Here is a 21220-nt window from a genome sequence, read left to right on the forward strand (position 1 = left end):
AAAATGTGATATAAGGTCTATTATTTAAGGATAAAAATACAGTGAAAGTAATTAAGATCGCACCTTCATTGCTATCAGCCGATTTTGCTAATTTACAAAAAGAAATCAATTCTTTGGAAGAAGCGGGGGCTGATATGATCCATATAGACGTTATGGATGGTCATTTTGTACCTAACTTAACATTTGGACCTCCTATAATAAAAGCCTTAAAATCTCATACTACCTTGCCGTTTGATATACATTTAATGATTAATAACCCAGAATATTCGATTAAAGAATATGCTAGTAGTGGGGCAGATATTATCACTATCCATCCTGAAACAACTATTCATCTTGACCGAACTTTAGACATTATTCAAAATTTAGGAGTAAAAGTCGGAGTGGCACTGCTTCCTTCCACCAACCCAATTTCTATAGATTATATTATTGATAAAGTAGATTTGATTTTAGTAATGACTGTAAATCCCGGGTTTTCTGGTCAAAAATTTATAGAGAATCAGTTAGAGAAAATCAAAATTATTTCAGAAAAAATCAAAAATTCCAACAAAACTATATTACTTTCTGTAGATGGAGGAATAAATAATATTACCGGTAAAAATTGCATCAACGCAGGAGCTGATATTTTAGTATCAGGTAATTTTATTTTTCAATCAAAAAATTATCAAAAACAAATAGATTTACTAAGACATTAACTATCTCACCTTACGCATAACCCAGAATAATTTAAAAATTGCAAGACGTCTATTAGCAAGGAGCTACTTTATTAGCATTGAAGCAATCCAGAAAGCGACCAACATGGATTGCCACGACGACCACTATGTGGTCTGGCAATGACGCCACAACTATTGAAAGTTGGAAGAGGAAGCAGTTTTAGACCAGGTAGTTTAAAGTCATATGTGGTCAACGTCATTGCGAGGAAGACCGTAGGTCGACGAAGCAATCCATAAAAGTAACCAAAGATGGATTGCCACGACCACTACGTGGTCTCGCAATGACGCATAAGCGTCAGCAATTAAGAAAACAATAATTGAGAAACCGTCATTGCGAGAAAGACCGCAGGTCGACGAAGCAATCCATAAATTGTCATCCCTACTCAACTCAGTGTCATCCCTGCGAAGGCAGGGATCTATACTAGACTCCCGCCTAGGCGGGAATAACAACTTGCTCAACTTTATGTTGATTAACTATAAAGAACAATAATATAAACAAAAAAGGCTTCCTCTTGGAGAAGGAAGCCCTTTTTGTAGTAATAGATAAGTAAACTTAAATGATTAGTTTAGAAGTTTACACGAACTTTTAAAGTACCTTGATGAGCAACATAGTTCTTAGCTAAATTTGCGTCATAACCAGCTCCATACTCCATAACACCAGCTTTAGCAATAACGCCTAAACCAACATTAAATGATGTTTTTGCAGCTTTTTCAGACTTAGTAATAAAGGAATCAGTCATACCCTCTAATCTAACATCAACTTTCCCTGATTTATCACCACCTAACTTTTGTGAAACAAAAGCATGTAATTCAGGAGTCACTACAACACCATCAGTATCTATAGAGGTTGAAACTTTAGCACCAATTATAGCCTCAATGTTATTAATGCCTCTCTCACCAACAATCTTATTTTGATTTGTTGTACCAGTTTCCTTATAACTTTCATCGTTAAACCTTGTATAACGAACTCCAGCCATCGGAGTTAGTAATGCTGAGTCAGCTATTTTAGCGTTGTAACCAAATAACACCTCTCCGCCGTAAGACATAGTGCCATAATCAGCTTTAGCAGTTTCCTGACCACTAGAATGAGTCTTAGTAGAAACTATTCTAGGATCAGTACCTTTAATTTTACTTGAACCCAAAGAAGCCACAGCTTGTACAAAGAAATTTTGAGGAAGTGATTGTGCTGCATAAATAGAACCCATGAAAGTACCTATTTCAGTTTTTCCAGCGTAATCACCTTTGTACTTCATGTCACTCTTAACAAAGCTAACAGCAGCACCAATTGTTAGATCATCATTGACTAAAGTATCAAAACCAACGACTCCACCAAAAGATTTTACTCCATACCCAGCATCATCACCGCTCTTCTTTTGAGTAGCTTGACTATAATATGGCATAGCCCATGCACCCATTAAAGTATCATCAGAACCAGCAGAAACTGCAGCAGCATTAGCTTTAAGCATTCTGTTACGAAGAGCAGCACCAAACATTTCACCAACCTTTGCAACTTGACCAGTTACTTTAGAATTGTCATTTGATTCCATTTTTTCCATTGCAGCAAAACGTTTCTTCTGGCATTCTGATTGCTTTTCCTCGTCATCCTGATCCTCTTGGTCTGGATAAATAAAGCTTATGTCATTCATAAACTTTTTCGCCTTAACAAAGTTATCAATATTTGCTAAATATTTATCACTAGCACCAGCCTTTTTCATGTCCTCTGTAATACCAGCTTTTATATCAACCTTACGCTCAAACACTAATTTGTCACCTTCAGTTTTAATAATCCAATCTATATATGCCCGATCTTTTATTAATCCGTCTTTTACTAGATTGACTGCACCACCCTCTAGAACTAAGTTATTAGTACCATCTATAAGTACAAATTTCTTGTTACTAAACTTGTCTAAGTCAGCTTTGTCAGAAATTCTAACAACAATTCCCAAACCGCTATTAACAGTAACTTTGTCCTTAAGAACTATATTACCAAATGAACCTTCTTCAGTTAAGTCAGTATGAATACTAGTTTTTTCTCCCCAAGTTCCAGATTTTTCAAAGCTCAACTGATTAGATTCTAGATCAATATTTGCATTATTCTGTGAAATACCATGAAGTGCTACCTTGCTAGCAGCAATTTTAATATTTTCATTACCAAAGTTAATATTTTTCGCATGCAAATCAGAAGATTTCAAAGTTGCAGTATGTGTTTCATCACCAGTAAAGTTAATCGTCTCAAAGGCATTTTTAGCTGTACCAAAAGTCTTGCTACTAATTTCAGCATTACCTGCAAAGGCGATGGTATTTTTAGCTCCCACACTGGTCATATCAGCTTTCAGAATAACATTATCTCTGAATTCAACAGAAGCAACACCACCAGCGTCAGTTTCAGTATGACCAAGCTGTATTGCCCCGTCTACTGTTCCACCAGCTGCATAATATACATTATCATGAACAACAACATTATTAGCAAAGGTATCGCCATAGTTTGTGACTTTTGATTTTAAATTTACTAGTTTTAAGTTGTAATTCTTACTACCGAAACCATAAACAACACCATCAACTCCTTTACCCAAATCATAGTTAACAGTACCTTTCTCTTTAACTCCAGTAGTTACACCAATAAAGGCTTTTTGACTCTTAACATCTAAAATAGTATCTGCAGTAAATTCTAAATTAACAGGATGAGCATCACTCCCAATATTTTGACCTGAGATAATTTCATCTTGATTTATTGCACTTGCTAACCGAATTGTAGGTCTTTTTTCTGCAGTACTTTCAACCTCTATCCCACTAAGTTTCATATCATTAGGTAAAATTAAGGTTGAATCCTTGCTAAAAGCAATTTTTTTGAATTTAAAACCATTACCTTTTAATGTAACATTACCACCCTGTAACTCTAATGCCGCTAGTGCCTTAACACCAACAGGAGTACGAACACGACCAGCAGGAGCAGTAATAGTCTTTGTTTCGAATGTTGCTGCACCATTATTGGTAAATCTTAGTATTCCACTACCATCAGTTTTAACAGCAAAGTTTTTAACCTTATAGTCATTATCTACAACTAATACAGAACTATCCCCCAAGGCTATATTTGTGACGTAGGCTTTACCAGATGTAGTTGCTTCAACACTATCATTTACTTGAAGCGTGTTAAAAATCTTACTATATGTTCCTATATTTCCTTTCAAAGCACCAGTTTCAGCAAAAACTATCTTACCTTGATTATCCTTGTGAGTTGTTATAGAGCCAACAGTAATATCCATACCCCCTTTAAGAGTTAAAGTCTTATCTCCTTTAAAATTAATTTCCTCTAGCTTATCGTCACCGGTTGTTTTGGTATTAAGTAATGAGACATCTTCAGAAATTTCAATTTTCGCTTTATTCGCCTTCTTTAATTCTCCCAAAGCATAATCAACACCAGCAGTTTTTAAACCAATTGTTGAAGCTTTTTCATTAAATTCCATTCCAACAATATTAACCGATTTTCCATTTGCAGGCTGTAAATTAAGATTTTGTCCACTCAGTAATATTTTATCTAAAGGCATACTATCATCGATAGCAGGATCAGTCCCTATATTACCAATAATCGTTAAAGTTTTCTTATCTGCCATTTTAGTTGCATCAATATTACCACCAAATGTACCGATTTGCACGGACTCAATGGTTACGTTACCTGCTGAATTAAGAGCCAATGTTCCTTTCGCATTACCAAATACTATAGTATTAGCCTGAATATGAGTACCGCCTACCATTAATGTTTTATCCTGTGCAATATTAATCTCATTAACATTTATAATATTACCAGCAACTTCAGCGTTTTCGAAATTTAAGGTTTGAGCACGTTCAATATTACCAATTAATTTATAATCGTTAACAAACTCAAATATGCTACCACCACCACCAGCTGCTCCCTGTATTTTAGTGACAATATTAGCACCAGCTTTTGTGAATTTCAAAGTACCAGCCGCCGTATGATCAATCAAAGCCAAGTCAGTTACAGTACCATCGAATTCACTATTACCGCTAAAACTCAGTGTTCCGATTTTGTTTTTGAGTCTTTTATTAGCATCACCATAAAAATTCCCAGAAAGATTTTTGCCAGCTCCCACGGTAATTGTACTATTAGCCTTATTCTGGAAGTCTACTTTACCAAGATTAGCATCATCATCAAAAGTTACTGTTGATGCAGCAGTAAAATTCGTGATTCCATCATTACCAACATAAACTGCATCGGTAAAAGTACTTGCTCCACCGTTTAATTCAAGCTCCTTAGTATATACTTTACCTTGAATTGTTGCAGCCCGACCAGCAGTAGCGGTAACTTTGAATTTCTTGGCTCTATTATTTTCATCACGACCTATCACGGTTTTATTAACTGCACTAAGAGTACCAGGTTCTAATGTAGTGTTAAAATGGATTACACCATAATCGTCAATAGCACCACCAAGTGAACCATTCACAACTTGAAAGCTAGCAGCACTACCATTACCCCCAGCCTTAGAGGTAAGTAATAATCTACCTGTACCATTATCACCAAAATTGATAACATCCTCACCTTGTTGTTGGAGCTGTAATACAATATTACCAACAGCCATAGACTCAGAATCAAATTGAAGAGTACTGCCATCATTAATATTGATTGTCTTAGCTGTGGCAACTGATGCTTTGTTAAATGTTGTAACATACCCAGTATTAGTAATATCCAATGTCGCATTTTGACCATTATTTATTACAAATTTAGCAAAAACGATATCGTTTGGACTAGTAAGATTAATATGCACAGTAGCTGCACCTGCCGCAAAATCAATTTTACCTAAGCGACTATAATCGTTCTTAAGAACATTAACACCAACATCAAGATGATTCTTAACAGTACCCCCAGTACCGGTTAAATTCAAAGTTGCACCATCGTCCATCGCTATTTCAAGAACATGATTAGCAGAACCACCATCTCTATTAGTTGCAATGATAGAACCAATATTTGCCCTTTGTCCAACCCTTAATGTACCAGGAGCATTACCAGGCGCAGCAGGATCAGACGTCATATTAACATCAATTACCTTAATGGTTACATTATCCATGTCAACGAAAAGTGTATGTGCAGCAGCATGATCATACTGGAGAGTTGAACCTGAGACAAATGGAACATCGGCGGCACCGCCCATCCGATGTAAACCTGCCCCGGTACTAAGAACAGCATCACCTGTTACCCGTCTATTAGCAACACCAAACGCTGAACTACTTGCCCCAACTATTACCGAAGCAACAGAAGCAGTAGTCAGCAAACTTCTTAAAAAATTGCTTTTTTTTCTTTCTTTATTCATAAATTTTTCCTAATTTAAGTTAATTTTTTAAATCGGTTTTTATGTCATTCCCGCGTAGACGGGAATCCAAGACCCCCTACCTTCGCAGGGATGACACAAAACCTTATGCCATTCTTGTGTTCTAATCACACCCTTCCTACCCGAGTCTTTGGTCATTTTTCCTCATCTTATGTCATTGCCGCTTCGATGTGGAATCTAAGGTTTTTTAGCTCCATACCGTTGCCAGGAATGACATCATTTTTGTGGAAATGACGCATTTTTCGTGTAGATGACAGCCTTTTACAGGAATGACATACCTATTCTATATAAAACCTTTTAGAATATCTAGCACGCAGAATACTATATATGCAAAACTAATTAATTACAAGCTACTTAGACTATTTTTTTTGATAAATCCTTATCTATTGTGTTATATTTGAAACAGTACTAATTTAGATAGGTTGTAAAAGCAATCAAAAATGGATTGCTTAGTCGGCTTACGCCTCCTCGTAATGACGTATAAACCTCTCGTCACTGCGAGAAAACATAAGCTTACCACTCGTCATTGCGAGCAAACGTATGTGAGCGTGGCAATCCATCAGACTTGTCATATGAATATACCTACAGCTCCTAGGAATAATATCAATATTACAAGGTATTTTAAATTATTAGTTGACTTATTAGAGATTTGGTATTGTAATAGGTTATAATTTTGTGTATCATAATAAATGTTTTTAATCATTATTAATTGGAGAATTTTAATGCAAGTGTTCGTTGGAAAAGCTGCTCCGGATTTTACAGCTAAAGCTATTATGCCTGATAATAGTATAGAATCTGAATTTAATCTTAGAAATTATGCTAAAAATCATAAAGTGGTATTATTTTTTTACCCGCTTGATTTTACTTTTGTTTGTCCATCAGAAATTATAGCTTTTAATAATAGGTTAGGAGAATTTACTGAGAGAAATACAAAATTAGTAGCAATAAGTGTTGACTCGCATTTTTCTCATTTAGCTTGGAAAAATACCCCTTACAATAAAGGTGGGGTTGGTAATATCCAGATTCCTATGGTGTCAGATATTAAAAAGAGTGCGTCACATAGTTATAATGTACTACATGATGAAGGAATATCGCTGCGTGGTACTTTTGTTATTGATGAAGCATTTATAGTACGGCATTTGCTAGTTAACGATTTGCCAATTGGTAGAAATATTGATGAAGTAATAAGAGTGATCGATGCTATAGACTATAACACCAAACATGGCGAAGTATGTCCAGCTGGCTGGCATAAAGGTGATGAAGGTATTACTCCCTCACATAAAGGAGTGTCACATTACTTAGCTTCTAATGCAGAAAAGTTATAGCTGTAGTCAATTGCTGAACTAGTGCCGAATAGGCACCCATCGTGCTGTAATTGTGCATAAGTGTCAGTTGACGCCTATGTGTCATTGCGAGAAGGCGTAAGCCTTCGAAGCAATCCACTCTTTTATGGATTGCCACGCCACCTACGGTGGCTCGCAATGACGCATAGGTGTCAGTTATTGAGAAACCGTCATTGCGAGGAGACCGTAAGGTCGACGAAGCAATCCATTTTAATCGCTTTTTTGGATTGCTTCGTTGCCACTAAAGTGGCTCCTCGCAATGACGCTTATGTGCAATGACGCTGATGCTAAATACTAACCGGATTTATAACGTTGCCAATTAAAGTTAATTCACTAATATATAGTCAATTGATGCTGAAGGAGCTATTTTTGGATACTAAACCAGTATCTTACACAAAAGAAACTATTGACATCCTAAGATTGATTAGGAGTGAAAATGTTGGCTCAAGAACTTTTTGGAGCTTAATAAAGCTATTTGGTAATAGCAGTGCTGCAATTGACAAAATACAAGAATTTTCTCTGAGGGGTGGGCGTTCTAAGCCCGTAAGGGTATTTTCTCAGAGCGATGCAAGTAAAGAACTTGAATTGTTGCAAAAGCATAATGCTCAGATTATTACCTATAAATCTCCAGGATATTCAAGGTTATTGTTAGAGATTTTTGATTGCCCGCCAATATTAAGTTATAAGGGCAATATTGGGTTATTAGCACACGAAAGATGTTTAGCAATTGTTGGAGCAAGAAATGCTTCAGTAAATGGTCGTGCCTTTGCTGCTAAAATTGCTAAGGAATTGACTGATGCAAATTATATAGTGGTTTCTGGACTTGCCAGAGGTGTTGATACAGCAGTGCATCAAGTAAATACCTCTAAAACAATAGGAGTTATAGCTGGAGGAATTGATTATGTTTACCCCCCAGAGAATGTTAGATTATTTGAGCAAATCCAACAAAATGGCTTGATAATTGCTGAATTACCAGTAGGTTCAAAACCACTTGGGCAACATTTTCCACAGCGTAATCGATTAATTTCTGGTATATCTCTTGGAACAGTAGTGATTGAAGCAAGTCTAAAATCTGGATCGTTAATAACAGCCCGGTTTGCTTTAGAACAGAATAGAGAAGTATTTGCTGTACCAGGATTTCCGCTGGATCCTAGGTGTCAAGGTACTAATAAACTTATCAAGGAAGGAGCTCATATGGTGGAATCTACTGAGGACATAGAGACTAATTTACCACCTTTTAGCAAAATTATCAGTAAATCTAAGGATGTAGCAAATGATTCAATCGAAAATAATCAGTTTAGAACGTTAGATATCAAATATGATAATGTAATTACCAATGATATGCGTATGAGGGTTAAGGAGCTTTTATCTTCAACTCCTATAGATTTTGATTGTTTACATCAAACACAGCTACCTTTGCCGGCTATATATATGATAATATTAGAGCTAGAATTGGCTGGAAAAATAACCAGATATCCTGGCAACAAGATATCTTTAATTTATAAATAAATATGAAATTAGTAATAGTAGAATCGCCGGCAAAGGCGAAAACGATAAATAAGTATCTGGATAGTGATTTTAAGGTTATTGCTTCGTTTGGACATATTAGAGATTTACCATCTAAAAATGGTTCAGTTCTGCCAAATGAAGATTTTTCTATGAAATATGTTATATCAGATAAAGCAGAAAAATATGTTGAAGCAATAACTAAGGATGCTGCCAAAGCTGAAATGGTTTATCTAGCAACAGATCGAGACCGAGAGGGAGAAGCAATTGCCTGGCATGTTGCAGAAATAATAAAAGAAAAAAACTTGATTAAATCTAATGATTTCTTTAAGAGAGTAGCATTTGATGAGATTACCAAAAAAGCTATTTTACATGCAATGGACAACCCAAGAAATATTGATATTGATTTGGTTAATGCTCAACAAGCAAGGAGAGCATTGGATTATTTGGTAGGATTTACTTTATCACCGATATTATGGCGTAAATTACCGGGATGTAGATCAGCAGGTAGAGTTCAGTCTGTAGCACTCCGACTTATTTGTGAGCGAGAAGATGAAATTGAACGTTTTAAATCGCAAGAATATTGGGATATTACCCTTAATGTTCTGAATAGTAATAACGAGCCGTTTTTAGCGAGATTAACTCATGTCAATGGTAATAAATTAGAGAAATTCTCAATTATTAATCAATCGGCAGCTAATGATCTAGTCAAAGAAATAAAATCAAAGAATTTTCATATTGCATCTTTAGAAAAAAAGCAGCAAAAACGTCAGCCTCAACCGCCTTTCATTACTTCTTCGTTACAGCAAGAAGCAGCTCGAAAATTAGGGTTTACTGCTAAAAAAACTATGCAAATTGCCCAAAAACTTTACGAAGGCATGGATATAGGTAATGAAACGATAGGTTTGATCACCTATATGAGAACTGATGGTACTACCCTTGCTAGTGAGGCTGTTGAACAAATACGTCAGTTGATACATAAGAATTTTGGTGATAAATATCTACCAGCTAGCCAGCGAGTTTATAAATCTAGAGCCAAGAATGCTCAAGAAGCTCATGAAGCTATTAGACCAACTGATGTTACTCTATTACCAGAAAAATTAAAGGATACACTAGATAAAGATTATTATAGGCTTTATGACTTGATTTGGAAAAGGACGATAGCCTGCCAAATGGAAAATGTTATTATTGATTTGGTGGTCGCTCAGCTTGATACAGCAAATAAAGAATTCACCGCCAGGGCAACTGGTTCAATTATTGCCTTTGATGGTTTTTACAAAATTTATCGTGAGGGTCTAGATGATGAAACGGAAGAAGAAAATAGGCTTCTACCATTACTACAAGAAGGAGAAAAATTAACTACAACTTCAGTGAATCCAGCACAGCATTTCACCGAACCACCACCAAGATATTCTGAAGCCAGTCTCGTCAAGAAGCTTGAAGAACTTGGAATTGGTCGTCCTTCTACTTATGCTTCTATTATATCAGTATTGCAAGATAGGAACTATGTGGTTGTTGAAAAAAAACGTTTCTTTCCAGAGGAATTAGGGCGTTTAGTGACAACATTTCTGACAGGGTTTTTCAAAAAATATGTTGAATATGATTTTACAGCTGATCTGGAGAATGATTTAGATGAAGTGGCAGAAGGTAAAATAGAATGGAAAAATTTACTAAAAAAATTCTGGGATGGGTTTAATAATAACGTAGAAATAGTTAGTGATAAGAAAATATCTGATATAATCCTTTATGTTGAACAAGCATTAGATTATCACCTATTTGGAGAAAAATCAGAAAGTAACAATTCGAAAAATTGCCCATCCTGTTCTACAGGGCAATTAGGGTTAAAGCTTGGTAAGTTTGGAGCATTTTTAGCTTGCAGTAACTATCCTGAATGTACTTTCAAAAAACAAATTACTTCGAAGAATAGTGATATTGTTGATATGGCTGAAGAGAACAAATTATTAGGAGTAGATAAAGAGGGTCATGATGTTTTATTAAAGAAAGGTCCATATGGTTTTTATGTACAGACTAGCAAACCAGTTGCCAAGGGGGAAAAACCAAAGCGTGTGTCATTGCCACCGTCAGTAGCACAAAATGACGTGACTCTTAGTTTGGCTCTAAGGCTTCTTGAGTTACCGGTTAAGTTATGCCTGCACCCTGAATCTCATCAAGAGATTATACTGGGTATAGGTAGATATGGTCCGTATCTTAAATATCTTGATCGGTTTATTTCAATACCTAAAAGATACGATCCTTTTACCATCACATTAGAAACTGCTGTGGAAATAATTGAGGCTAGTAATAATAGGCTGAAGAATAAACCGGAGAAAGATACTGATAAGCCAGGAGTAGTGGTAACAACAATTCCTAAAAAGAATATTAGGACAAGGACTGGTGCTGCAAAAAAAGTAACAAAAAAGAAAAAAGCAAAATAAGCAGTTAGAAAATTATGAGAAAAGTTATCACAAGATTTGCTCCCTCACCAACTGGTATGTTGCATATAGGTAATACTAGGACAGCTCTGATAAATTGGTTATATGCTAGAAAGCATAATGGCATATTTATTTTAAGGTTTGATGATACTGATCTTGAACGTAGCAAACAACAATATAAACATGCCATTGAAGAGGATTTTAAATTTTTAGGACTTAACTGGGATCAAACTTTTTGCCAATCTGATAGATTTGATAAGTATGAAGCAATAAAAGCATTATTATTACAAAAAAATAAATTATATCCTTGTTTTGAGACCCAGGAAGAGCTGGAATTAAAGCGTAAGTTACAACTATCTAGAGGGCTTCCTCCGATATATGATCGTGCGGCTTTGAACCTTACTGAACAACAAATAAATGACTATATTAGTCAAGGAAGAAAACCGCATTATCGATTCTTGGTATCGCATACTCCAATTATTTGGCAAGATATGATTAAGGGTGAAGTTAAATATGAAGGCAAGAATATTGGTGATCCGATAGTTATCAGAGAAGATAACAGTATGACTTATATGCTTTGTTCGGTTGTTGATGATATTGATTATGGCATTACCGATATTGTTCGGGGCGAGGATCACGTAACTAACACTGCCATTCATGTGCAAATGTTTGAAACTCTAGGGGCAAAGGTACCAAATTTTGCTCATCTTAGTCTAGTTATCAGTCGGGATGAAAAAATATCTAAAAGAACAGGGGGATTTGAGATTGCTGCTCTAAGGGATAAAATTGGATTAGAACCAATGGCAATTAATAGTTTCTTTAGTTTGCTTGGCTCATCATCGCCTATTATACCATTTAAAAATTTAGCTGGGCTAATAAAAGAGTTTGACATTAATAATTTTTCTAAAAGTCCAACAACTTATTTACCAGAAGAGCTAGAGCGTTTAAATCATAAATTACTAATTAGCTTGAGTTTTGATGAAGTAAAAGATCGCTTAAAAGAGATTAAAGCTGAACAAATAAATGAGCAATTTTGGTTGGCAGTTAGAGGTAATTTACAAAAATTATATGAAATAAAAGATTGGTGGAATATTTGTTATTCCCCCTCTAAAGTTGAAGGATTAGATAAAGAGTTTTTAAAACAAGCAGCTACCTTATTAATAGACGAACCAATAACCATCGATAGTTGGAGCATATGGACTAAACGAATTATGGAAATAACTGGTAAAAAAGGTAAAGAAGTATTCCTACCTTTAAGACTTGCTATAACAGGAATGACATCTGGACCAGAAATGTCAGTAATATTACCTCTGCTCAGCAAAGATGAAATTATAAAAAGATTAACAAGTTGATTTATGCAAATATAGTCAATTCAGAAGAATTTGGGGCTAGGAGCGATGGAGTGCATAAGCGTCAGTTTAAAAAATAATAATTGAAAAACCGTCATTGCGAGGAAACCTTAAGGTTGACGAAGCAATCCAGAAAAGTGATTAAAAATGGATTGCCACGCCACTTACGGTGGCTCGCTAATAAACGACTTTTCTACTTTATTTTCTTAAATTAACGCCTATAAGTAATAGGCGAGCATTGAGCAACAACGTCTCCAACTTCTCATCAATTGACTATAGCTCTTCTAATTTTCAACAATTGTGCCTAAGATACCTGAGCTATTTGGTATTCTAGAGCCACTTCTTTACCACAAAAAGCCATAGCAATTTTGATAATTTTCTGAACATGAGAGTGTTCTTTTATTTTAGTCTCATATTTTTTTCTCATGATTTGATCTAGCCCATCTTTTGCGATAGATTCTAGAGTATCAGGAGATTTGCATATTTTATATTCAATAATAATAGCATTATTCTGCTTCCCAGCCTTAGGTAGCAATATAATATCAGCTCTACCACTGCCTGTTTCTCTCTCACTATCTATGACATAGCCAGGAGATAAAGTGTTAATTAAACCTAGCATAAAGCCGCTATAAAATAACTCGGCTTTTTTCTCGCCAGTTTGATGAAAACTAGTAGCATTTAGTAATAACTCTTGTAATTTCTCTTTAAATTCTTCTATTTTACCTGCCGGCAGCAAACTAGCAAAAGAATAATATAAAGAACTATCCATTTGTAACTTGCTACTCACCCATTGTAATAGCCTGGTTTCATATATATACTCTACTTCCTTATTAGGCACTGATAATTCGTAGATATCTTTTGCAGGTTCAACAGCTGTTGGGTTTAAATAACCACTAAATAATAACAAACTAAATAACCCACTTCGTGTATTAATATCGCTGAAACTGATTTGTTTGGTAATAGGTGCGATGATACTTTTACCGCTAGCTAATTGTTGGATATCAATTTGTATTTCATCTGATAACAATGCTTTATCAACAAGCCCAGTGCCACCGCTATCAAGCCAATAATGATCAAGCTTACCTCTAGTATCTAGGCATAACATAATTGACCATGGATTATAGATGATTTCTCCGCCAAAACTATAGCCATTATACCAAGCTTTAATTTGTTCAGGACTTGTGTCAAGTGGTACTTTGGTTAATAACTCATCAACCTCTGCTTGAGTGAAACCATAAAACTTAGCAAATTTTTCATCTAGCAGAGTATATTCACGAACATTATTCAAATCCGAAAATAAATTAGCCTTAGCAACCCTTAATATGCCGGTTATTACCCCTTTTTCTAAATAAGGATTAGTTTTTAAACTACTGCCAAACATCCCGCGAAACATTTCAAGTACCTGTTCAAACTCTTCTGGTTTGTTACCAAACTTAATGTATGAACTATTGATCGGCGTATCGTATTCATCGATCAATATATAAACTTTTTGACCAAAATGTTTGTACAATACTTCACTCAAAACCCGTAAACTATCTTTTAAGTCATTTCTCTCAAGTTTCCCATCAAAATATCTCCTTAGTTTTTCTTTTTGGGCATTATTTAATAGTCCTGTATCTTCTGTTACATGATGATTTAAGTAATGATGACTTGCAAATAATTCTATAATTTGATCCTTTATACCTAGTTCTATTTCCTGATAACTACTACCTTTAACATCTTTAAGATTGAGCAAAATCACCGGAAATTGACCTTGACGTTTCATGCTACTTGCATCACTCACAATTTTCAAAGGTTTTAGCTCTTTAGTTTCGTCAAATCCTAAATCTACTGTACCACCGGTAAATAGCTTGTTATTTACTCTATCCTCTTCAGGTAAAGGCTTACCTCTCTCATCCACCTCTATCTCAAAAAATTTCTGTAGCATGTTCATATTCAAACTTTTACCCCACCGCCTTGGTCTGGTGATTAGGATGACATCTCCACTATCTGCCAATAACTCTTTAATCATTAAGCTTTTATCAACAAATACGTTGCTATTAAGCAATAATTTCTTAAAATCATCAGTACCAACTAACATGGTTGGTTGATCATCAACATTATTTTTTCCTTCTATCATTGTTTCCACGTATTCCTTCCAACTATAATATCCATTATACTACTTTTTTATTCTCCACTAATAGCTAATTAGCAAAATTTTTATAATTTTTTGTTTTTTTATAGTGAATTAACCTGAATTAACACCCAGTACGATATAATTATGCAGCCTTAGAAAATGTTATAATTTCAGTGCCGTTGGTAGTTGTTATGTGCAACTCCGCTTTATCCACCTGGCTCGGTATAAAAATCTTTCCGCCCAAATGAAATTTATAGTCAATTCAGGAGAATTTGGGGCTAGGAGCGATGGAGCGACGCCTATAAGTAATAGGCGAGCGACGAGTGACGACGTCACCAACTTCCCATCAATTGACTATATATTCAAATTTCTTTTGAACAACCTACTATTTATAAGCTCTATAAAAAACTTGATTATGGAGTATTACTATTTCATCTATTTTTACCCTGCATTCGTGCCTTGAGATGCTACTATTGACCCAATAAGCTCAACTATTTTTTGTCTAATTTGCGGATTTTGAATTTTGCTAAATACTCTAACAAGATAGGATACTTCCTCTTCTGCATCGTATTTTAAAGGGGCTAAATATTCTGCTCTATCTTCCGCAATAATATCATTCAAAAACTTATGATTGTCTTGTATCTCAAATAAGTAACCATCTGATGCATCAGTAATTTCAGTTGTATCAAGAAAATACTCAATAGATACATTTAATAATTTTGCAAAAAAATACAATATACTACTAGCTATTGGGGTAGTAGCATCTTCATATCTTTGTATCTGCTTTACACTAAGATTAATAGCTGTACTTAATTCTTGTTGGCTTATACCCATCATTATACGACGCTGTTTTAAACGCATACCTATAATCAGGTTTATTCTTTCTTTTGATTTATTAGATTTATTCATTGTTATAATAATTTAATTTTCACTATTTATTTCAACTAATAATAATCTAGTGTCTTAGCTTAATCAAGTAATTTTTCATCTATATTAATAAATTTGAATAATTGGCAAAAATAGTTGCAATAGCATTACAATACAACTCTTTTAGTTGTGTAATTTAAGCAAGGAAAAAAGGGAGAAAGGAAATATCAAGTATAGCTAATCCAAATAGCATTACGCCAAATTCACAAAAGTCATTGTAATTCCCGCTTAAGTGGGAATCTGGATACCTGCTTACGCAGGGGTGACATAAAAAAGTAAATTGTCATTCCCGAGTAGGCGGGAATCTAGTATATATCCCTACCTACGCAGGGATGACACAAAACAGGATTACTTTGTCGGATTACGCATCTTCGCAATGACGCAAGTTTGTTATGGATAACTAATCAGATTAGCTATATACTGATTAGACCTGTTGCATAACCTAATCTAATTGGTAATTTTGTTGTCAAAACTCGTCTCCGTTCCTCACGTACATCTTAGTACGCTGCGGTACTCGACTTCGTTTTTCCTAAAAATTCCTCAATTATCTTTAGGTTAGGCAAGAGGTCTATTAAATTAAGTAGGGTTATTATGTTTAATAGATACAAATTTGCAGAATTTATTGTAACTTTTTTCTATATAGGTAAAATAAAATATTGTCCTGGTACATTTGGCTCTCTGGCTGCTTTCCCTTTGTGCTACTGGATATTATATCTTTCCATGCAAGTAGAACTTATTAGTATCTTTATTATCGCTTTTTTGATTTGCCTGTTACTATTTATATTAGGCACATATTTTTCCTCAATATACATACACTATAGTAAGCGAGAGGATCCAAGAGAAGTGGTGATTGATGAGGTAGTGGGTCAAATGCTAACATTAATATTAAGCTTTCCTTCCGTTTTTTTTATGAATTATTCAGGACTTACAAAATATTTAAGTTCACCTGTACTAAATTTTATCTTTTTATTGGCTTTACCTTTTGCTCTGTTCAGGTTCTTTGATATTATCAAACCATGGCCAATAAATTGGCTTGATGCCAATATTAAAGGTGGTATTGGCGTTATGGTAGATGATATTGCTGCAGCAGTTTTTGCTTCAGTTATGCATTATGCTATCACTTTTAGTCTAATAGATTGGTTTGGTTAAAGCATAAGAGTATACTCCACTGAATCGATTAATGGAGTGACCAATAACTTATAGCCATACTCTGTAATTAAGTAGTAAGTGTAATATTCGTGAACATTTTCTATAGTTATACTGGAATGATCTGAAGAGTTGGCTCCTGTTCCAAGCAAAATATCTGTTTTATTCTGATCAAATTTGAGATTTGTGGCTATTACTACAATTTTCATACCAATAAATTTATCATGTTGTATCTCCAGCTCAACTTTAATAATAGCATTTTTGGATAGATTATTAGATGCTACAACAATTAAACAGATGATAATCTGGGCTATATGGTCATTGATATCTATGCTATATAACCTTGTAAATATTAGTTCAATATTATGATTTTTTGATTTTAAAAAATCAGTAGCTAATCTATTAATTTCTGCAATAGAAATTTTGTTACCCTCAGAAGGCAGAGAATATAAATAACGATAAAACTGTAAATAGCTTATAAGTCTATCGGTACTATCCTGAATCAGTTTAATAGCCTTTTTTTTATAAGCTATAGTTTTTATTAAGCCAATACTATTATCTATAGCACCTATTGTTCCTGCAAAATCGTGACATATTTTTTCATTTAAAGCTTGGCTCAGCCTTATTAAACTTGGGCTTATTGAATTTAACATAAACTGTATTTTTAATAAACTCGTTTAGCTGGCGGAATTGCCGCTACTTCGTCTGTTAAGGTTGTAAGAGTTACCGGTTTATAATCTAGTTTGACATTACCTTGTTCGTCAATCCAAGCCAGTGTATGTTTCATCCACTCCTCGTCGTTACGTTCTAAATAATCTTCTCTAGAATGTACTCCTCTGCTTTCCTTTCTATTGGCAGCAGAATGCATAGTAATTACTGCTTGGTCTAATAAATTAGCTAATTCTAATGCTTCAACTAAATCACTATTCCATATTAATGATTTATCATTGATCTGAATATCAGCATATTCCTTTCGTGCCTGATCAATCAGCTCTATCCCTTGATCTAGAACTTCTTGAGTTCTGAATACTGCTGCGTGATTTTGCATAATTTTTTGCATTTTGAGTCTTAGATCAGCTACTGGTATTTCTCCTTTAGCATGACGTATACCGTCAAATCTGCTAATTATTTTATCCAATATTGATTGAGGTAGAACCTTATGTGGTTGACCCACTTTAACAATTTCAGCAGCTTTTTTTGCTGCCGCCCTACCAAATACCACTAAATCAAGCAAAGAGTTCGATCCTAATCGATTAGCTCCATGTACTGAAACGCAGGCAGCCTCACCAATCGACATTAATCCAGGAATAATTTTATGATGATTATCCTGATCTTTATCAATAACTTGCCCATGGTAATTTGTTGGTATTCCCCCCATATTATAATGTACTGTTGGTAATACCGGTATTGGCTGGGTGTTAACATTAACCCCAGCAAAAATCTTTGCTGTTTCGGAAATACCCGGTAAACGTTCGTGAAGAATTTCCGGCGACAAATGATCTAAATGTAGGAATACATGATCTTTATGCTCACCTACGCCTCTATTTTCTCTGATTTCCATGGTAATAGCTCTTGAAACCACATCTCTTGAAGCAAGGTCTTTAGCGGCTGGAGCATATCGTTCCATAAATCTTTCACCATTGGCATTTACTAAATAACCACCTTCTCCCCTAGCACCTTCTGTAATTAAGCAGCCAGACCCATATATACCAGTTGGATGGAATTGAACGAATTCCATATCCTGCAAGGCAATGGAGCTTCTTGCCACCATTCCCCCTCCATCACCGGTACAAGTATGAGCACTTGTGGCAGAAAAATAAGCTCTACCATATCCGCCAGTAGCTAATACTACTAAGTGAGAATGAAAACAATGTATTGTCCCGTCATCAAGATTCCAAGCAACTACCCCTACACATTCTCCATTATTCATTAACAAATCAATGGCAAAATATTCAATAAAAAATTGAGCTTTATTTTTTAAAGCCTGTTGGTATAAAGTATGTAATATGGCATGACCCGTACGATCTGCTGCAGCACAAGTTCTTTGGGCAGCTTGCCCCTTGCCATAATTTGTCGTCATACCACCAAAAGGACGCTGATAAATTTTACCTTCTTCTGTTCGTGAAAAAGGTACCCCATAATGTTCAAGCTCTAGTACCGCGGCAGCTGCATGTTTACACATATACTCAATCGCGTCTTGATCACCTAACCAATCCGAACCCTTTACGGTATCATACATATGCCAACGCCAATCATCTTGCCCCATATTACCAAGAGAGGCACTGATACCACCTTGTGCCGCTACAGTATGGCTTCTAGTGGGAAAAACCTTGCTAATACAAGCAGTACTCAACCCCTCTTTTGCCATACCAAAAGTTGCCCTAAGACCAGCTCCTCCAGCTCCAACTACCACTACATCAAATTGATGGTGGACAATATTATAAGATTTAGTAGACATTCATAAATTCCTTTTATTCCAAATAATACTCAAATAATTCTAACCTATAGCTAATCCGGCTAATATTATTCAGTCTATTAGCAAGGAGTAGCGAAACACGATTAAGCAATTACTTTCATGGATTGCCGCGTCGCCACTAAAGTGGCTCCTCGCAATGACGATTTATAAACCCAAGCGTCATTGCGAGGAGACGAAAGCCGACGAAGCAATCCATTTAGCTATAGTATAGCATAAAATAATGCTACCACTAAGAATGCAATCGTTATAATACAAAATATTTGCAAAAATATAATTAACCCAATACGAAGCTTGATACAACTAATATAATCCTCAATTACCACTCGCATACCAAGCATGGCATGATAGAAGGTGGTAATAATCAATATGCCCAAAGGCACAATATTGTAAGGTTTCTGTAAAGTACCAACAAAATGAGTTAAGTCCTTGCCAATATTACATTTAATAAAAACTATTAGCCAAATAGAGCAAATTGCCAAAATAATAGCAGTGATTCTTTGATGTAACCAGTGACTAGAGCCACTTTTTGCCGAACCAACTCCTTTAGCTTTTGCTAAATCTGTCCTTAAATTAGTATTCATATAGAGACCATAAATTAAATTGACTATAACAACCAAAAAGCTAACGTCATAACTATTGAGGCTATTACAACAAACCAGCCTGTGAAGTTAATAGCTCTTATTGAAAAGCAACGCCCACTATCCCAAATTAAGTGACGCACCCCATTACATAAATGGTAAAACCAGGCAAAACTTATAAATATTAGAGGGATTTTAAATAAACTACATTTAAAGAACTGTAAATATTCAGGATTAAATTTGCTAAAAGACAATAAAATAAAACACCATATCAATACTGATAGTGCAAAAAATAATCCTATCCCCGTCATACGATGCAAAATAGACAAAACAGAGCTTATCTGTTTTTTATATATCGTTAAATGAGGAGAAGTTGGTCTGCTATTATAAATTTCCTGCTTTGTTTTTGTCATATATTTTGTCATAAATTACATTTTATATTAGAGAGACCTAAAATGGAATATAACATAATAGGAATAGATGATAAATACTCTTATAATTTATTTTTATGAGTTTGTTCAAATAATATTTGCTTTTCGGTATTAATCACCTGTTCTATCTTTTCAGTAAGGTCTCTAACATCAGATTGTTCTATTTCCTCTACCGAGATAACATCAATTATCTTTACTTGAATTATCCCTGGTTTCTTAACCCAAAAGCCCCTTGGCCAATATACCCCTGCATTGTGTGCCATCATCACTATCGGTACTTTTGCCAATGAAGCTAATTTTACTGCACTAGGTTTAAATTTAGCGTTTTGTTCTGGTTTAAATCTGGTAGATTCAGGAAAGATAACCAACCATAAACCACTTTTTATCTTTTCCTGTCCTTCTCTTAAAATTTGACCAACCGAGATATTAGCGTTACGGTCTACAGCAATTGGCTCAACCATTTTCAACCCCCAGCCGAATAACGGGATATTAAATAACTCTTTTTTTAATACCCAAGAATGTTCAGGTATAATTAATTGTACAAATATTTGTTCCCAGCATGATTGGTGATTAGACAATACTATGGAAGGAGATGAAGGTAATTTGTCTAGACCAACAACTTGGTATTTTAAACCACAAAAGATTTTAACCAGCCAAATAAATACATGAGAAAAAATAAACCCTATCCTGTATCGTATATAATAGTTGACATTGAAAAATGTTACGGGTATGTAACATATAAGGAAGAATGTAATGGTAAATATAGCAAGTAGTGCATAAAATGTTAATACTCTTAGACGCCAAAACATAGTTGGTTAACTCATTTGTTAATAATGAATAGATATATAACAGATATATAATAAA

General features: G+C 34.9%; 15 protein-coding genes. 7 read left to right on the forward strand and 8 right to left on the reverse strand.

All coding sequences use genetic code 11. The annotated features are described in order from the left end of the window. Positions 1-41 precede the first annotated feature (41 nt). Complete coding sequence (gene rpe / locus ACQH1V_RS02260; RefSeq protein ID WP_425360671.1) at positions 42-692, forward strand: ribulose-phosphate 3-epimerase; 651 nt, start codon at positions 42-44, stop codon at positions 690-692. 584 nt (positions 693-1276) lie between these two features. On the opposite strand, the gene ACQH1V_RS02265 is transcribed toward rpe, so the two are convergent. Further along, positions 1277-6034 (reverse strand): autotransporter domain-containing protein, encoded by a 4758-nt coding sequence (locus ACQH1V_RS02265; protein ID WP_425360672.1) that lies wholly within the window; start codon positions 6032-6034, stop codon positions 1277-1279. A 740-nt stretch (positions 6035-6774) separates the two neighbouring features. Between ACQH1V_RS02265 and ACQH1V_RS02270 the strand changes: the two genes are divergently transcribed. The 4 genes from ACQH1V_RS02270 (at position 6775) to gltX (ending at position 12685) form a co-directional block, all read left to right on the forward strand. Beyond that, a complete protein-coding gene (locus ACQH1V_RS02270; RefSeq protein WP_425360673.1) occupies positions 6775-7377 on the forward strand; it encodes a peroxiredoxin in 603 nt (200 codons plus the stop codon). 387 nt (positions 7378-7764) lie between these two features. Next, a complete protein-coding gene (gene dprA / locus ACQH1V_RS02275; RefSeq protein ID WP_341749170.1) occupies positions 7765-8904 on the forward strand; it encodes a DNA-processing protein DprA in 1140 nt (379 codons plus the stop codon). A 2-nt stretch (positions 8905-8906) separates the two neighbouring features. Beyond that, positions 8907-11336 carry a type I DNA topoisomerase gene (topA, locus tag ACQH1V_RS02280; RefSeq protein WP_425360674.1) on the forward strand — a complete coding sequence of 810 codons (2430 nt, stop codon included), beginning with the start codon at positions 8907-8909 and terminating at the stop codon, positions 11334-11336. A 14-nt stretch (positions 11337-11350) separates the two neighbouring features. After that, entirely contained in the window at positions 11351-12685 is a 1335-nt protein-coding gene (gene gltX / locus ACQH1V_RS02285) for a glutamate--tRNA ligase (RefSeq protein WP_425360675.1), read from the forward strand. Positions 12686-12986: 301 nt separating this feature from the next. Here gltX and ACQH1V_RS02290 read toward each other — a convergent pair whose 3' ends face one another. Then, a complete protein-coding gene (locus ACQH1V_RS02290; protein WP_425360676.1) occupies positions 12987-14801 on the reverse strand; it encodes an AAA family ATPase in 1815 nt (604 codons plus the stop codon). Positions 14802-15042: 241 nt separating this feature from the next. Between ACQH1V_RS02290 and ACQH1V_RS02295 the strand changes: the two genes are divergently transcribed. Then, positions 15043-15261 (forward strand): palindromic element RPE2 domain-containing protein, encoded by a 219-nt coding sequence (locus ACQH1V_RS02295; protein ID WP_341749174.1) that lies wholly within the window; start codon positions 15043-15045, stop codon positions 15259-15261. Here the strand turns inward: ACQH1V_RS02295 and ACQH1V_RS02300 are convergent. Then, complete coding sequence (locus tag ACQH1V_RS02300) at positions 15240-15707, reverse strand: helix-turn-helix domain-containing protein (RefSeq protein WP_341749175.1); 468 nt, start codon at positions 15705-15707, stop codon at positions 15240-15242. The two genes, ACQH1V_RS02295 and ACQH1V_RS02300, sit on opposite strands and share 22 nt — an antisense overlap. Before the next feature lie 609 nt (positions 15708-16316). Between ACQH1V_RS02300 and ACQH1V_RS02305 the strand changes: the two genes are divergently transcribed. Further along, positions 16317-16874, forward strand: a complete 558-nt coding sequence (locus tag ACQH1V_RS02305; protein ID WP_094649483.1) for a phosphatidylglycerophosphatase A family protein — start codon at positions 16317-16319, stop codon at positions 16872-16874. Here ACQH1V_RS02305 and ACQH1V_RS02310 read toward each other — a convergent pair. The 5 genes from ACQH1V_RS02310 to ACQH1V_RS02330 all read right to left on the reverse strand — a co-directional run bounded on the left by ACQH1V_RS02310 (position 16871) and on the right by ACQH1V_RS02330 (position 21165). Beyond that, a complete protein-coding gene (locus ACQH1V_RS02310; RefSeq protein WP_425360677.1) occupies positions 16871-17524 on the reverse strand; it encodes a histidine phosphotransferase family protein in 654 nt (217 codons plus the stop codon). The genes ACQH1V_RS02305 and ACQH1V_RS02310 overlap by 4 nt on opposite strands. Before the next feature lie 11 nt (positions 17525-17535). Next, entirely contained in the window at positions 17536-19329 is a 1794-nt protein-coding gene (gene sdhA, locus ACQH1V_RS02315; protein WP_425360678.1) for a succinate dehydrogenase flavoprotein subunit, read from the reverse strand. A 218-nt stretch (positions 19330-19547) separates the two neighbouring features. After that, the gene (gene sdhD / locus ACQH1V_RS02320) at positions 19548-19928 is read right to left on the reverse strand and encodes a succinate dehydrogenase, hydrophobic membrane anchor protein (RefSeq protein WP_094649480.1); all 381 of its coding nucleotides are present in this window, start codon (positions 19926-19928) and stop codon (positions 19548-19550) included. Positions 19929-19951: 23 nt separating this feature from the next. Next, on the reverse strand, positions 19952-20338 hold the full coding sequence (gene sdhC / locus ACQH1V_RS02325; protein ID WP_425360864.1) for a succinate dehydrogenase, cytochrome b556 subunit: 387 nt from the start codon (positions 20336-20338) through the stop codon (positions 19952-19954). A gap of 80 nt (positions 20339-20418) precedes the next feature. Then, the gene (locus tag ACQH1V_RS02330) at positions 20419-21165 is read right to left on the reverse strand and encodes a lysophospholipid acyltransferase family protein (RefSeq protein ID WP_425360679.1); all 747 of its coding nucleotides are present in this window, start codon (positions 21163-21165) and stop codon (positions 20419-20421) included. Positions 21166-21220 lie beyond the last annotated feature (55 nt).

Origin of the sequence: Candidatus Tisiphia endosymbiont of Ceraclea dissimilis (assembly GCF_964030735.1) — a bacterium.
Taxonomy (GTDB): domain Bacteria; phylum Pseudomonadota; class Alphaproteobacteria; order Rickettsiales; family Rickettsiaceae; genus Tisiphia.

What these genes read in the sequence shown, in the direction of transcription:
- sdhC (WP_425360864.1), bottom strand. Translation starts at nt 20,338, where the DNA reads ATGACAAAAACAAAGCAGGAAATTTATAATAGCAGACCAACTTCTCCT.
- ACQH1V_RS02295 (WP_341749174.1), top strand. Translation starts at nt 15,043, where the DNA reads ATGAAATTTATAGTCAATTCAGGAGAATTTGGGGCTAGGAGCGATGGA.
- topA (WP_425360674.1), top strand. Translation starts at nt 8,907, where the DNA reads ATGAAATTAGTAATAGTAGAATCGCCGGCAAAGGCGAAAACGATAAAT.
- ACQH1V_RS02305 (WP_094649483.1), top strand. Translation starts at nt 16,317, where the DNA reads ATGTTTAATAGATACAAATTTGCAGAATTTATTGTAACTTTTTTCTAT.
- ACQH1V_RS02330 (WP_425360679.1), bottom strand. Translation starts at nt 21,165, where the DNA reads ATGTTTTGGCGTCTAAGAGTATTAACATTTTATGCACTACTTGCTATA.
- ACQH1V_RS02290 (WP_425360676.1), bottom strand. Translation starts at nt 14,801, where the DNA reads ATGATAGAAGGAAAAAATAATGTTGATGATCAACCAACCATGTTAGTT.
- gltX (WP_425360675.1), top strand. Translation starts at nt 11,351, where the DNA reads ATGAGAAAAGTTATCACAAGATTTGCTCCCTCACCAACTGGTATGTTG.
- sdhA (WP_425360678.1), bottom strand. Translation starts at nt 19,329, where the DNA reads ATGTCTACTAAATCTTATAATATTGTCCACCATCAATTTGATGTAGTG.
- ACQH1V_RS02310 (WP_425360677.1), bottom strand. Translation starts at nt 17,524, where the DNA reads ATGTTAAATTCAATAAGCCCAAGTTTAATAAGGCTGAGCCAAGCTTTA.
- ACQH1V_RS02270 (WP_425360673.1), top strand. Translation starts at nt 6,775, where the DNA reads ATGCAAGTGTTCGTTGGAAAAGCTGCTCCGGATTTTACAGCTAAAGCT.
- ACQH1V_RS02265 (WP_425360672.1), bottom strand. Translation starts at nt 6,034, where the DNA reads ATGAATAAAGAAAGAAAAAAAAGCAATTTTTTAAGAAGTTTGCTGACT.
- ACQH1V_RS02300 (WP_341749175.1), bottom strand. Translation starts at nt 15,707, where the DNA reads ATGAATAAATCTAATAAATCAAAAGAAAGAATAAACCTGATTATAGGT.
- sdhD (WP_094649480.1), bottom strand. Translation starts at nt 19,928, where the DNA reads ATGAATACTAATTTAAGGACAGATTTAGCAAAAGCTAAAGGAGTTGGT.